Source organism: Bacillus sp. FSL K6-0268 (assembly GCF_038005425.1).
In the GTDB taxonomy this organism is placed as follows: Bacteria; Bacillota; Bacilli; order Bacillales; family Bacillaceae_G; genus Bacillus_A; species Bacillus_A thuringiensis_S.
This window is the reverse complement of record NZ_JBBOTF010000001.1, coordinates 5400256-5414917: the sequence shown is the minus strand read 5'-3', so window position 1 is coordinate 5414917 and position 14662 is coordinate 5400256. Positions and strand designations below refer to the sequence as shown.

Genomic DNA, 14662 nt, shown 5'->3' with positions numbered 1-14662 from the left:
CTTAATCATATGCGTGACAATAGCGGAATGTGTCATTCTTTTTTTGAGAAGAACTTACGTTTAATCAACTAAAAAAAAGAGATGTCAATATGACATCTCTTTAACAACCACAATTTCCTTTTTTACTTTCTACCGCTGCGCCAGTTTCACCCTTAAGTACATCGCCACCAGTTGAAATTAATATTTCATCTGTTACGTTGTTAGAAATTGTACTAGCAACTAACTGTAATAAGTCATTTACATATGTTTGTGAAGATTTAAATTCTTGTACGACTGGAATACTGTCTAACTTATCTTGCAATGCATCAATTTCAGCTTCTACCTTTTTTAAAGCTTCCCACTTCCCGTAATGCTGCAAGTTTACTGCTTGTTTTTGCAGTGCTTTAATTTCATCGATTGCGCGCTTTACATTTTCATTTTTATGAATTTGCGCCTCTGCTTTCTTAAAAAAATCAACTTCTTCTGTTTCAGAAATCATTTTTGCTAATTCTTTTGCTTGTTCAACAATGTCATCTTTCGAATATACTTTCATCTATTATTTCACCTCAATCGGCTCTTCAACTAATTCCCCGTTAAGAGACCAAGTTTTTGCTTCCGTTACTTTTACTTTCACAAGCTGACCAATTAAAGATTTTGAAGCGACGAAGTTTACAAGTTTATTCGTGCGAGTATAACCTGCAAGTACTTCCGGATTATTTTTACTTTCCCCATCAACTAACACTTCTACAATTTGACCTTTGTAACGACTATTCTTTTCAATTGCCAACGTATTTACTAGTGTATTTAAGCGTTGAAGACGTTCTTTCTTCACTTCCATAGGTACATTATCTTTCATTTTTGCAGCTGGTGTACCTTCGCGAGGAGAATAAATAAATGTAAAGGCAGTATCAAATCCTACTTCACGATATAACGACATCGTTTCTTCAAATTGCTCATCTGTTTCATTTGGGAAACCAACGATAATATCTGTTGTTAATACTGCATCTGGAATTGCTTCTTTAATTTTTCTTACAAGTTCTAAATAATGCTCACGTGAATATTTACGCGCCATAATTTTCAGCATATCTGTACTTCCAGATTGAACTGGTAAATGGATATGTTCTACTAAGTTGCCACCTTTGCCAAGCACTTCAATTAAGTGATCATCGAAATCACGTGGATGGCTCGTTGTAAAACGAATACGGGCAATATCAACTTTACGAAGTTCGTCCATTAAATCACCAAGACCGTATTCTACATCTTCAAAGTCTTTACCATATGCATTTACGTTCTGTCCAAGTAATGTAATTTCTTTATAACCATTCGCAGCTAAATGACGAATCTCTTGGATAATATCTTCTGGACGTCTGCTCCGCTCTTTTCCGCGCGTATACGGTACAATACAATACGTACAGAACTTATCACAGCCATACATAATATTTACCCAAGCTTTAATATCACCACGACGTACTTTCGGAAGGTTTTCAATTACGTCGCCTTCCTTTGACCATACTTCAACTACCGTCTCTTTCGAGAACATCGCATCTTTTAGAATGTACGGTAATCTATGAATATTATGCGTTCCAAATACCATATCTACATGCTGATTTTTTTGCATAATTTTATTTACAACAGATTCTTCTTGAGACATACAACCACATACACCAATTAAAAGGTCCGGATTTCTTCGCTTTAGTGACTTTAAATGGCCTAGTTCACCAAACACTTTATTTTCAGCATTTTCACGAATTGCACAAGTATTTAATAAAACTACATCTGCATCCTCAGTCGAAAAAGTTGGTTCATATCCAAGCGTTGTGAAAATACCTGCCATTACTTCCGTATCATGCTCATTCATTTGACAACCATATGTACGAATATAGAACTTTCTTCCTGTACCAAAATTGCGAAACTCTTCAGGTAAGCCAAAATCCCGTTCAATTTTAACTTCTTCTTTCCCTCGCTTTTTCGCATCCTTTAAGGAAGGTGGTTGATATACACTTTCAAAGTATTTACTATAATCTTTCTCTTCTTTTTTCGTAGAGGAATTTGCTTGTTGACTTGCTAATCGTTGTTGCTCGTTCATCGGTAATCTCCTTTCACCCTTAACTATACACACTCTATAGTCCATTTTAATGCGCCTAGACTCACCTCAAAAATGGTTAGATAGCTTGAGAGATAACTTGTCCTTTGAAACTTGAGTAATCAATCTAATCATTCATAAGAATGAAGTCTTCCCCACGCAAATAGACATTCCCTTTTTATTATTTCTTGTTGTCCTACCCAAAAGCATATTGCTTTATCCCTATAAACATTACCATAGTATGACCTGTTTCGCCAATTTTAACAATACAGAGGCCCTTTATTATCTTACATTTCATAAGCAATGAACTTGCCATTTTCATACAACGATTTATATATTATTTTACCATTCTGAATTTTCTAAGTAAATAAGACTACCCTATATTTTTCTAATAAAAAAAGGTTGCCACATGGCAACCTCCTCTTCTTATATTACATAAATTCAGCAACAAGCTCATCAAACATTTTCTGATCCATATTTAAATCAGATTTCACTAAAGGCTCTTCACTATAGCCTTTAACAAGTTCTTGATATGATGGTTGCTTAGTATTTTGATAAATTAAACCTGTTACTAAACCGTTATTTTCCATTAAAGTTTGCATAGCCATCATGCGATTAGATGGATCATATCCCTCTACTGTGCTTAGTTTCGTTAAATTCTCTTTAAACCAATCGTAGGTATTTACTTTATTGTAAGTAACACATGGGCTAAATACGTTAATTAATGAAAATCCTTTATGGTTAATACCAGCTTCAATAATTTGTGTTAATTCTTTTAAATCACTCGAAAAGCTTTGCGCCACAAATGTCGCACCAGCTGTTAAAGCCATTTCCATTACATTTAGTGATGGTTCAATTGAACCTTGCGGTGTGCTTTTCGTTTTAAATCCAGCTTCACTACGTGGTGAAGTTTGCCCTTTTGTTAACCCGTAAATTTGGTTATCCATTACGATGTACGTAATATCGATATTACGACGAATAGAATGGATTGTATGTCCCATACCAATCGCAAATCCATCACCATCACCACCTGAAGCGATGACTGTTAAATCACGATTTGCCATTTTTACACCTTGTGCAATCGGAAGGGCACGACCATGAATACTATGCACACCATATGAATTAATATAACCTGAAATACGGCCTGAACAGCCAATACCAGAAATAACAGCAAGTTCATCTGGATTTAAACCAACGTTAGCTGCCGCACGTTGAATTGCAGCTTGCACTGAGAAGTCTCCGCAACCTGGGCACCAGTTTGGCTTTACACTGTTACGAAAGTCCTTAAATGTTGCCATTTAATACAACCCCTTTTTTGCATTCGTTGTAAATCTCTTTCGGCAAGAATGGGTTTCCATCATATTTTAAAAGACTAGAAATTTTCTCACCATTACCAAGATTCATTTTCATAATGTTAGCAAGCTGACCTGTTGCATTGTTTTCTACTACTACAACACGCTTCGCCTTTTTCACAAGTGGATCGATTTCAGCTGTTGGGAACGGGTGAATTAAACGTACATGAGCATGGTTTACTTTCATACCCTCTTGTTCTAAACGCGTCATTGCCTCTTCGATCGCACCACGAGTTGAGTTAAATCCAACAAGCAATACGTCTGCTTCTTCATGCTTAACATTTTTATAAACAGGGGTATTAAACTTCAAGTTTTCCATTTTACGGAAACGTTTGTCCATTTGATCTTTACGGTTTATTGCTGATTCCGATGGTTTTCCAGTTTCATCATGTTCTACACCTGTAACATGGTGAACACCATTTTTCATACCAGGTAAAACACGCGGTGAAACGCCGTCTTCAGTTACTTCATAACGCTTGAAGTATGCTTTATTTTCACGTTCTGGTAATTCCGCTTCTAAATCAAGCTTACCACGACGAATTTCCACTTTATCTAATTTAAGTGGTTCTACTGTTTGTTTTCCTAACGAAAGCTGTAAATCTGTTAAGAAAATAACAGGAACTTGATATTCTTCAGATAAGTTAAATGCTTCTACAATGTCATAGAAAGCTTCTTCAACTGTACTTGGCGCCATTACGATTTTTGGAATTTCACCATGCGTACCGTAAATCATCGCCATTAAGTCAGACTGTTCTTGTTTCGTTGGTAATCCCGTACTTGGACCACCACGTTGTGTATCAACAATTACTAATGGAGTTTCTGTAATACCTGCTAAACCGATTGCTTCCATCATTAATGAAAGACCAGGACCAGCAGATGCAGTTAATGTACGAACACCAGCATAGTTTGCACCGATTGCCATTGTACAAGCTGCGATTTCATCCTCAGTTTGGATTACTGTTCCGCCGACTTTCGGTAATTTTTTAATTAAGTATTCCATAATTTCTGATGCAGGTGTGATTGGGTATGCTGACATAAAACGAGCACCACCAGCTACCGCACCAAATGCGATTGCGTCGTTTCCAATCATAAACATGCGTTTTTTACCATCAGCTTTTTCAAGCTGCATCATGTTTACTTTCTCACCTAGTAATTCTTTCATATATTGAGAGCCGCGTTTAATTGCGTCCATATTCTTTTGAACGACTTGCTCTCCTTTACGACCAAAGATTTCTTCAACAACATCTAAATAAGCTGTTTCGTCTAATCCTAATACTGCACTTGATGCTCCAACAGCAACCATGTTTTTCATTAATGATGTGCCTAATTCTGAAGCAATATCTGTAAACGGTATCACATATAGATTTACATCTGTATTATCAGGTATTGTTGGATTAAATTTCGCATCCGCAACTACAATTCCACCTGGACGTAGTTCGTGGAAGTTAAAATCAATTGTTTCTTGGTCAAAAGCAATTAAAATATCTAAATCATCTGAGATCGCTCGTACTTCTGTTGTACTTACACGAATTTTATTATTTGTATGGCCGCCTTTTATACGTGATGAGAAGTGGCGGTAACCGTATAGGTAATATCCTAATCGGTTTAATGCAATACAGAAGATTTCTCCTGTACTTTCAATTCCTTCACCTTGTTGGCCTCCAACTTTCCATGAAAGTTGACTAATCATCTCCTACACCCCTTTTGGCTGCATTCATTGTAGTGTATTTTTTTACAGTAATAGTTTAGCATTTTTTATGCAAATAAACTACAACGGACGCAAATTATGCCTCTTCTGATTTCCCTGAATCTTTAGTATAAAGCTATTTTGTTTTTCATTCTAGTATTAGGTCTTAAAAAAAGCAATAAAATCAAATGAATTAATTTTAATTATTCTGAATTTTAAACCAAAAACTTAAAAACTCATATGTTCAACAAAATTATCATATAAAAATCTTTCTACAGTAGATGCAGCATAGTATTTATAAAGCTCATTCATGACATTTTCATAATCTCCGTAGGCAGATACATTGACAACCGTATCTACAATCCCATCAAAATCTGAACCAAACCCTATATTGTTTTCTCCACCTAGCGAGCAAATATATTCGATATGTTTTACTATATCTGTTATATTTGCTTGTCTTTCACTTGTTAGAAACTGCGGTACAAAAGTAACACCGATTATGCTATTTCTCTGTATAAGCGCTTTAATTTGTTCGTCATTTAAATTGCGTGGATGCTCACACAGTTTATAACAATTTGAGTGGGATGCAATTGGGTTATTTGCAATTTCTATCACATCCCAAAAACTTCTCTCATTTAAATGTGATAGATCCGTCCATAATTGCAAAGTATTCAACTCTTGTACAACTTGTCTACCAACAGTAGTTAAACCTGCTCCACGCGTCTCTAGCGCCCCATCAGCTAACAAATTCGCATAGTTCCATGTTAATCCGAAAGAACGTACACCTAACCGATAAAACAAACGTAATTTCATCGCTTCTTTGCCAATTGCTTCGCACCCTTCTAACGTTAATAGCGCGCCAACCTCGTCTTGTTTTAATCTATTTATATCCTCTTTCGTTCGGATAAATCTCACACCTGGTAGCGATAGAATTTCATTATAAAAAATATCTATCATTTGTAATGCCGCTTCAAATCGTTTTTCATACGTCACTGTTTCTGGCACATATATTGCAAAACATTGTATACTTCCTTGTCTTTCCTTTAACTGTTGAAATGTAATATGTAATTGCGGATCGTTTTTAAAATTCTTTTTTCCCTTTGCACTCCATAACTGAAAGAGCACATCACAATGAGCATCAAAAATTTTCATTTTCATTCCTCCATTATAAAAACAACCTGTTTGCATACTGCAAACAGGTTGTTTAAACTTAACGAGGTTCTACAATTAATTTTATTGCTGTACGCTCTTCGCCATCAATCATAATATCTGTAAACGCTGGGATACAAATTAGGTCCAAACCACTAGGCGCTACAAACCCTCTTGCAATTGCTACTGCCTTTACCGCTTGGTTTAATGCACCTGCACCAATAGCTTGAATTTCTGCTGTTCCGCGTTCGCGAATAACACCTGCAAGTGCACCAGCTACAGAATTAGGGACCGACGTTGCTTTAACTTTTAATATTTCCATTCCGCGTTTCCTCCTCGTTTCTTTAAAAAGTATTAGCAATTATTTCACTTTAACTTATATTCACGAGGAATGGCGCGTATTCCTGCTAAATTTTCGTAATTTTTCTAAAAAATTAAAATATAATAACTTATCTAAAATTTAACGGAAATTTACTCAAAAAATGGTTGATCGTCATTAATTAAAATGCGCTCAATTTTCTTTGCTTTTCCTGTATTTGGATCCACATCAATTAACACTGCACTTAATTGCGTTCTACCACTTGTTACTTCAAATCGTACCGGTAAGTTCGTTAAAAACTTCTTCAATACTGCTTCTCGGTCCATACCTAAAATTCCATCATATGGCCCTGTCATCCCAACATCTGTAATATATGCCGTTCCGCTTGGTAAAATACGGTTATCCGCTGTAGGGACATGCGTATGCGTACCTACTACTGCTGTAGCACGTCCATCTACATACCAACCTAGCGCTTGTTTTTCACTTGTAGTCTCCGCATGGAAATCAATAAAGATAATATTCGTACGTTTTTTCGCAATATTAATTAATTCATCCACTTTACGGAATGGACAATCAATCGGAGGAAGGAAAGTACGCCCCTGTAAGTTAATAACTGCAACTTCTGTTCCATTACAGTTCACAAAGATAAGTCCTTTTCCTGGAGTTCCTTCTGGGAAGTTAGCTGGTCTTGCAAGATATTTTGCATCATCGATGAATTCAAATACTTCACGATTATCCCAAGCATGGTTTCCAAGTGTAACTGCTTGTGCCCCACACTCTAAAAAGTTTCGATATATTTTTTCTGTAATCCCACGGCCACCTGCTGCATTTTCTCCATTAATGATTGTTACTGTAGGTGTATATTTTTTCTTTAATGCCGGTACGTACTGTTGAATCATACCTCTACCAGGAGATCCTACTACATCCCCAACAAATAATATTCTCATATGTCTTACCCTTTCTATGTACTGCATTTTTTATTGCTATAGCATCAAGTAAATTCCTTATAATATGTTTATTATAAGTTTGTTTCACTTTTATGCTAAATAACTGTCTTTATTTTATCCAATTCCAACACAAAAAAATAAAGTGGTGTTTCACCACTTTATTTTGCGTATTCCACTGCACGTGTTTCACGAATAACAGTTACTTTAATATGTCCTGGGTAATCCAGTTCATTTTCAATACGTTTTCGGATATCACGAGCTAAACGATGAGCTTCTAAGTCATCGATTGTATCTGGTTTTACCAAAATACGAACTTCACGTCCTGCTTGAATTGCAAATGATTTTTCAACGCCTTCATAAGACTCTGAAATCTCTTCTAACTTTTCAAGACGACGAATGTAGTTTTCAAGCGTTTCACTACGAGCTCCCGGTCTTGCAGCTGATAAAGCATCTGCTGCTGCAACTAAAACTGCAATGATAGAAGTTGGTTCTGTGTCACCATGGTGAGATGCGATACTGTTTATAACTACAGGATGCTCTTTATATTTCGTTGCGAGTTCAACACCAATTTCAACGTGGCTACCTTCTACTTCATGGTCAATCGCTTTTCCGATATCATGTAATAGACCAGCACGTCTTGCTAGTTTTTCATCCTCACCAAGCTCTGCTGCCATAAGTCCAGTTAAATATGCAACTTCCATAGAGTGTTTTAAGACGTTTTGTCCATAACTTGTACGGTATTTTAAACGACCTAAAATTTTAATTAAATCTGGGTGTAATCCGTGAACACCCACTTCAAACGTTGTTTGCTCTCCGACTTCGCGAATATACTCGTCCACTTCACGTCTTGATTTTTCGACCATCTCTTCAATACGCGCTGGGTGAATACGTCCGTCCTGTACTAGTTTATCAAGAGCGATACGAGCTGTTTCACGACGAATTGGATCGAATCCAGAAAGAATTACCGCCTCTGGTGTATCATCGATAATTAAGTCAATACCCGTTAACGTTTCTAACGTACGAATATTACGACCTTCACGCCCGATAATACGTCCCTTCATTTCGTCATTTGGAAGATTTACAACCGAAACGGTTGTTTCAGCAACATGATCAGCTGCACATCTTTGCATTGCAAGAGATAAAATCTCTTTTGCTTTCTTATCCGCTTCTTCTTTCGCGCGAACTTCACTTTCTTTTACCATAACAGCGATTTCATGAGAAACTTCATTTTCTACTTTACCAAGAATAATTGCTTTCGCTTGTTCGCGTGTCAGATTGGAAATGCGCTCTAATTCTGTTTGTTGCTTTTGAACTAACTCTCCCACTTTGCTTTCCAACTCTTCAATCTGTTGTTGTCTCGCTACAAGAGATTCCTCTTTCTTCTCTAACTGCTGCTCGCGTTTATCGAGCGTTTCGTCTTTACGATCAAGGTTCTCTTCTTTTTGCATTAAACGATTTTCTTGTTTTTGTAATTCGCTTCTACGGTCACGAATTTCTAATTCAGCTTCTGTACGAAGTGTATGAATTTCATCCTTTGCTTCTAAAAGCGCTTCTTTCTTAAGTGCTTCAGCCTCACGATTCGCTTCGTCTAAAATACGTTTCGCTTCATTAGCCGCACCATTAATCTTCGCTTCAGCAATAGACTTTCGAACAAAAAAGCCAACAACTGCACCGACTGTTGTTGCAAGCAAAATGGAGATGAGTATCCAAACTGTACTACTCATGATTTCACCTCCCCTTGCTATGAATGAAAAAAGACTGTCGGCATGTACATTAAATTACAATATACAGCAAAGACCGTCGTCCCGCTTTTTTAAGGGACTTTCTTCATTTCACAATTAAAATGTCATATTATTATTTCGGTAAGATTTAAACCTTACTCCGAATATTACTTCTCTTCTTGAGAAGAGTATATCGTATATAAGAAAAAATATACATTCTCATTGTATCTATCGTAATTTTCATTGTCAAGCGTTGTCTACTTTTACTTTCTTTACCTTCAGTCCTTAATGTTATCTGAATTTGAAAAATTGATAGCATACTATCCTGGAAAACCTTAGTAAATACCATTTTATTCCCTTAAAACGTATGAATATTCCTCTTTACACATCCCATTTGAGTCAAAAAAATATTTTAACCACTACGATAGATACCCCTTTAATAGAAGGTAAAAAAATAAAAGACACGGGACCCGTGTCTTTTATTTTTTAATCTTGAAGAGTTGCATCTTCCGTGTCTTCCACACCAGAATCTTCACCAATTCCGTGATGATCACGAACAAAGAAGGCAATTTCCTCTCTTAAGTCCGTATTCTCTTTTAAGAATTGCTTCGAATTTTCACGACCTTGTCCTAAACGTTCTTCATTATAAGAATACCAAGCACCGCTCTTTTGAACGATATCAAGCTCAGAAGCCATATCCAAGATTTCACCCTCTCTTGAAATACCTTCTCCGTACATAATATCAACTTCAGCAACACGGAATGGTGGCGCTACTTTATTTTTCACTACTTTTACTTTTGTTTTATTACCAACGATGTCGTTACCTTGCTTTAATTGCTCCGCACGACGCACTTCAAGACGGACAGTTGAATAGAATTTCAACGCACGACCACCTGGAGTTGTTTCTGGGTTTCCGAACATAACCCCAACTTTTTCACGAATTTGGTTAATAAAGATTGCAATTGTTTTTGATTTGTTGATTGCTCCTGAAAGCTTACGAAGTGCTTGTGACATTAAACGTGCTTGTAAACCTACGTGTGAGTCACCCATGTCGCCTTCAATCTCTGCTTTCGGTACAAGAGCTGCTACAGAGTCAATTACGATAATGTCAACCGCACCACTTCGTACAAGAGCTTCCGCGATTTCTAATCCTTGCTCCCCTGTATCAGGCTGTGATAATAGTAATTCATCTATGTTAACGCCTAATTTTTGTGCATATACAGGATCCATTGCGTGCTCCGCATCGATGAATGCTGCTTGTCCACCTTGACGTTGTACTTCTGCAATTGCATGTAATGAAACTGTCGTTTTACCTGAACTTTCAGGTCCGTAAATTTCGATAATACGGCCACGTGGGTATCCGCCTACCCCTAATGCCACATCAAGTGCTAAAGAACCACTTGAAATTGTAGAAATTCTACGTTCCGCTTGTTCTCCTAATTTCATAATTGAACCTTTACCAAATTGCTTCTCTATTTGTTTTAACGCCATATCTAATGCCGCTTGACGATCACTCATTCAAAATTCCTCCTTAACTGAATTGCTAATCTTATTATACCTATTTTCAATTCAATTTGCCAACAAAAATCGAACATTTATTCGATTTTTTTATTTTCCATTACATAAATACGTAATTTAACTATAAAAAAAGCTAGAAGAAACTTATATCTCTTCTAGCTTTTTATATAAATGATAAAATCCATATTTTGTCGAGCGTTCTCTAATTTGTTGACGACTTCCACTTAAATTAAGAGGAAAAACTGCAGTTTGTTCACCTTTAATCGCCAATCCAACAAATACTGTTCCTGGCTCTTTCTGTTCTGAAGCATCTGGCCCTGCTACCCCAGTGAAACTAATTCCGATATCCGCTTTTAATAAATCCTTAACATTTTCAGCAAGATAACGAGCACATTCTTTACTAACTGCACCATCAGTATGCAACACTTCTTCAGGCACACGCAATACATGTTGCTTCACATCATTATGATAACAAATGACACCGCCTTTAAATACAGAAGAAACACCAGCATTTTCAGTTACTTGATTTCCAAAAAGACCACCTGTTAAACTTTCTGCACATGCTAAAGTTAACCCTTTTCTCTTCAATAACTCGATTGCCTTATAATGCAAAAATTCTTGGTCATATCCGTAGAAAAATTCTCCTACCCTTTCTAAAATCAAATCTTCCACATGTTGAATTAGTTTCTCCGCTTCGCTAACATTTTGATGCTTAGCGGTTAAACGTAATGTCACTTCTCCATCATTTGCTAGCGGGGCGATTGTTGGGTTTGTTTGTCCATCAATTAAATCTTGAACTTTCACCTCTAATTGGGACTCCCCGATACCGAAGAAACGAAGCACACGGGAATAAATGTTTTCTCCTGTTGTAAAATTACGTAAAAAAGGCTCCACGTAACTTACATACATTGGTTTCATTTCTTTTGGCGGCCCTGGTAATAAAATATAAACTTTTCCGTTCTTATTTACCCCCATACCAGGCGCCATACCGTGGTCATTTGCAAATACTGTTGCTCCATTTAAGACGAGCGCTTGCTTTTTATTATTCTCCGTAAATTCACGGCCTGTACGCTTAAAGTAATTACTTATTAAGGCTAATGCCTTTTCATCATACACAAGCGCTTCATCTAAACTAGCCGCTATCGTTTCTTTCGTTAAATCATCTTTTGTCGGTCCTAATCCACCTGTAAAAATAAGTATATCAGCACGTTCTTCCGCAGCTTCAATCGCCTTTTGCAGTCGCTTATTATTATCACCAACAACAGTATGATAGTACACGTTAATTCCAATTGAAGCTAACTTTTCAGATAAAAACTGGGCATTTGTATTTGCAATTTGTCCAAGTAATAATTCAGTTCCAACCGCAATAATCTCAGCATTCATCCTAATTCCCCCATAAACTTCTATTTTGAGTTTACAAAAGCAGCTCTATTTTTCCAGAAATAATCCCATCCTGAAATAACAGTAAAGATTAATGCAATCCATATGAAGATATCAGCAACTGGAATATGGATTAAATTTAAAGGTACATTGTGTAATAAATATGCTGCAATCGCAATAATTTGTGTCCATGTCTTAATTTTCCCTAGCTGATTTGCCGCAACTACTTCCCCTGTTCCAGCAAGTACAAGACGTAAACCTGTTACAGCAAACTCACGACTGATAATTACAATAACAATCCAAGCCGGTACATATTGCATCTCTACCAATGTAATAAGTGCTGCTGAAACAAGTAATTTATCAGCTAATGGGTCAAGAAACTTTCCTAAATTCGTTACAAGATTATACTTTCTTGCGTAATGTCCATCAATCCAATCTGTAGCTGAAGCAATGATAAAGATAAGTGCCCCTACTAAATGTTGAATTGGCAAATCAACATCACCAATTTTGTATGAACCCCAATCAAAGGGCGCTAACATAATTACCATAAAAATTGGAATTAAGAAGATTCTAGATATTGTAATTTTATTTGGTAAATTCACAGCTATTCCTCCATCATATCAAAAACATTTGTTCATCGAAAAAAAAGTCATCGAAGCGATGACTGTTATTGTGCAGGTTGCTCTATCCCTTGGTTTTTAATCACCAATCTTTGGTGATATTCTTTTTGTGGATCTAACGGGAAAGCAAGCACTTGGCCATTCAGTTTAATTTCAACATTCGGTGCACTTCCAATATTAAGTCGTACTTCTTTTAATGTTGATACATCGCGTTTCTCTGTTTGACCGCTTTGTACTGTAGTGTTTAGAATTTCATTACCCGCATCATCCTTAACATCTACATAACTTGCACCCTTCGCTGAAATTTCCAATTCTAACGTTTTATTATTATGAATTTCCAAAGTAGATACCTTACCAGTTGTTCCAACTACTTTCACTTCTTGCTGTCCAGTTGGTGGTGCTGGCTGCTCCTCTTTCTTTGGTTCTTCTTTCTTTAGTTCTTCTTTCTTTGGCTCTTCTTTCTTTGGCTCTTCCGCTTTCTTCGTATCTAATGGAGAATCTTTCGCTTTTTGAACTTCAATTTTCTCACTTTGAGCACTCGGAACTTTTTCATCATCTTTTCCAGTTAACGCTTGAAACACAAACCAGATTACGACTCCAACCGCGATTACTAACAGCGCAACTAAGATTTTCGGCATGTGATCTGCAACTGGCCATGATGAAGATTTTTGCATTGTTTCTTGTGTTTTTTGTCCCGTTGATACTTGTGGAACTTCACGCCTTTCAGATTGTGGTATCGTACTCTGATGTTCTACAAGCAGTTCCTCTCCATTTAATCCAACAGCATCTGCGTATTGTTTAATGAATGCACGCGCATAAAAAGCTCCTGGCAATACATCATAATTGCCTTCTTCAATTGCCACTAGATGGCGTTTTTGAATTTTTGTAATTTCATGCAGCTGATCAATAGACAAGCCTTTCGCTTCTCTTGCTTCTTTCAGCTTTTGTCCCAATTCCGTCACTACTAACACCTCAATATTTCTTTAAAAGTCAAACATAGAGAAATTATTTTGCGTACCTTGCTCAATTTCATCTACTAAATTATATTGAATTTCTTCATCATAATCGTTACGCAACTCGATAATATAATCAAAATCATCCAATGTGTATTCTGACTGACTCACAAATACATCAGGATGTTCCACAACTTTCGTTGCAGGCAATCTCATAATTTCACGAACGAGCTGCCAATGTCTTTCGTTGGCACGCTTCGTTGACACAATTCCATCTAGGATGAAAATATTGTCATCGCTATACTCATCTTCAATTAATTGACTACGAACAGTTTGCTTAATAAGAGTAGATGATACAAATAACCACCTTTTATTTGCACAAACACTTGCAGCAACAATGGATTCTGTTTTTCCGACACGAGGCATTCCGCGTATCCCAATTAGTTTATGGCCTTCTTTTTTCATAATTTCTGCCATAAAGTCTACAAGTAAGCCTAATTCATCACGCACAAATCGAAATGTTTTCTTATCATCTGCATCTCGTTGTATGTACCTACCATGCCTAACCGCTAGCTTATCTCTTAGCTTGGGCGGACGATATTTCGTTACCGTTATGTTATCCATCGTATTTAAAATTGATTCAAGTCTAGAGATTTGCTCTTGATTATCACACATAAGAAGTAACCCACGTCGTGCATTATCTACACCATTAATTGTGACAATATTAATGCCGAGCATACCGATTAACGAAGAAACGTCACCAAGCAAGCCAGGTCGGTTTTTATGTATTTCATATTCAAAATACCATTCAATCATCCAAGATCACTCCCCTTGCTTACTTTACACCTACGTACTATATTATATGATTTCACCTTAATAGGGAAGCTAAATGTATAATCTATCCTGTGTAATTATTATACAAAAAAAGTAGAGAGGAGAATCTCCTCTCTACTT

At 36.7% G+C, this 14662-nt stretch carries 13 protein-coding genes; all 13 read right to left on the bottom strand.

What is annotated here, in order from left to right; all coding sequences use genetic code 11:
* Positions 1-100: 100 nt before the first annotated feature.
* The gene (locus MHI28_RS28325; RefSeq protein ID WP_000870460.1) at positions 101-532 is read right to left on the bottom strand and encodes a RicAFT regulatory complex protein RicA family protein; all 432 of its coding nucleotides are present in this window, start codon (positions 530-532) and stop codon (positions 101-103) included.
* Between the two features lie 3 nt (positions 533-535).
* Positions 536-2065, bottom strand: a complete 1530-nt coding sequence (gene miaB / locus MHI28_RS28320; protein ID WP_001005392.1) for a tRNA (N6-isopentenyl adenosine(37)-C2)-methylthiotransferase MiaB — start codon at positions 2063-2065, stop codon at positions 536-538.
* 428 nt (positions 2066-2493) lie between these two features.
* A complete protein-coding gene (locus tag MHI28_RS28315) occupies positions 2494-3360 on the bottom strand; it encodes a 2-oxoacid:ferredoxin oxidoreductase subunit beta (RefSeq protein WP_000190155.1) in 867 nt (288 codons plus the stop codon).
* Positions 3347-5104 (bottom strand): 2-oxoacid:acceptor oxidoreductase subunit alpha, encoded by a 1758-nt coding sequence (locus MHI28_RS28310; protein WP_000625417.1) that lies wholly within the window; start codon positions 5102-5104, stop codon positions 3347-3349. Before MHI28_RS28310 ends, MHI28_RS28315 begins: the two co-directional genes overlap by 14 nt.
* 225 nt (positions 5105-5329) lie before the next feature.
* On the bottom strand, positions 5330-6289 hold the full coding sequence (locus MHI28_RS28305; RefSeq protein WP_003279695.1) for a dipeptidase: 960 nt from the start codon (positions 6287-6289) through the stop codon (positions 5330-5332).
* A gap of 22 nt (positions 6290-6311) precedes the next feature.
* The gene (gene spoVS / locus MHI28_RS28300; RefSeq protein ID WP_000404341.1) at positions 6312-6572 is read right to left on the bottom strand and encodes a stage V sporulation protein SpoVS; all 261 of its coding nucleotides are present in this window, start codon (positions 6570-6572) and stop codon (positions 6312-6314) included.
* 149 nt (positions 6573-6721) lie between these two features.
* Positions 6722-7516, bottom strand: coding sequence for a TIGR00282 family metallophosphoesterase (locus tag MHI28_RS28295; protein ID WP_001221092.1), 795 nt, complete (start codon positions 7514-7516; stop codon positions 6722-6724).
* A 158-nt stretch (positions 7517-7674) separates the two neighbouring features.
* Complete coding sequence (gene rny / locus MHI28_RS28290; protein ID WP_000099770.1) at positions 7675-9240, bottom strand: ribonuclease Y; 1566 nt, start codon at positions 9238-9240, stop codon at positions 7675-7677.
* Positions 9241-9723: 483 nt separating this feature from the next.
* Positions 9724-10755, bottom strand: coding sequence for a recombinase RecA (gene recA, locus MHI28_RS28285; RefSeq protein ID WP_001283853.1), 1032 nt, complete (start codon positions 10753-10755; stop codon positions 9724-9726).
* A 144-nt stretch (positions 10756-10899) separates the two neighbouring features.
* Positions 10900-12138 carry a competence/damage-inducible protein A gene (locus tag MHI28_RS28280; protein ID WP_000990684.1) on the bottom strand — a complete coding sequence of 413 codons (1239 nt, stop codon included), beginning with the start codon at positions 12136-12138 and terminating at the stop codon, positions 10900-10902.
* 20 nt (positions 12139-12158) lie between these two features.
* A complete protein-coding gene (pgsA, locus tag MHI28_RS28275; protein WP_340828368.1) occupies positions 12159-12737 on the bottom strand; it encodes a CDP-diacylglycerol--glycerol-3-phosphate 3-phosphatidyltransferase in 579 nt (192 codons plus the stop codon).
* Between the two features lie 65 nt (positions 12738-12802).
* Complete coding sequence (locus MHI28_RS28270) at positions 12803-13717, bottom strand: helix-turn-helix domain-containing protein (RefSeq protein WP_000137465.1); 915 nt, start codon at positions 13715-13717, stop codon at positions 12803-12805.
* A gap of 21 nt (positions 13718-13738) precedes the next feature.
* The gene (locus tag MHI28_RS28265) at positions 13739-14524 is read right to left on the bottom strand and encodes a DUF3388 domain-containing protein (RefSeq protein WP_000574107.1); all 786 of its coding nucleotides are present in this window, start codon (positions 14522-14524) and stop codon (positions 13739-13741) included.
* Between the last annotated feature and the right edge of the window lie 138 nt (positions 14525-14662).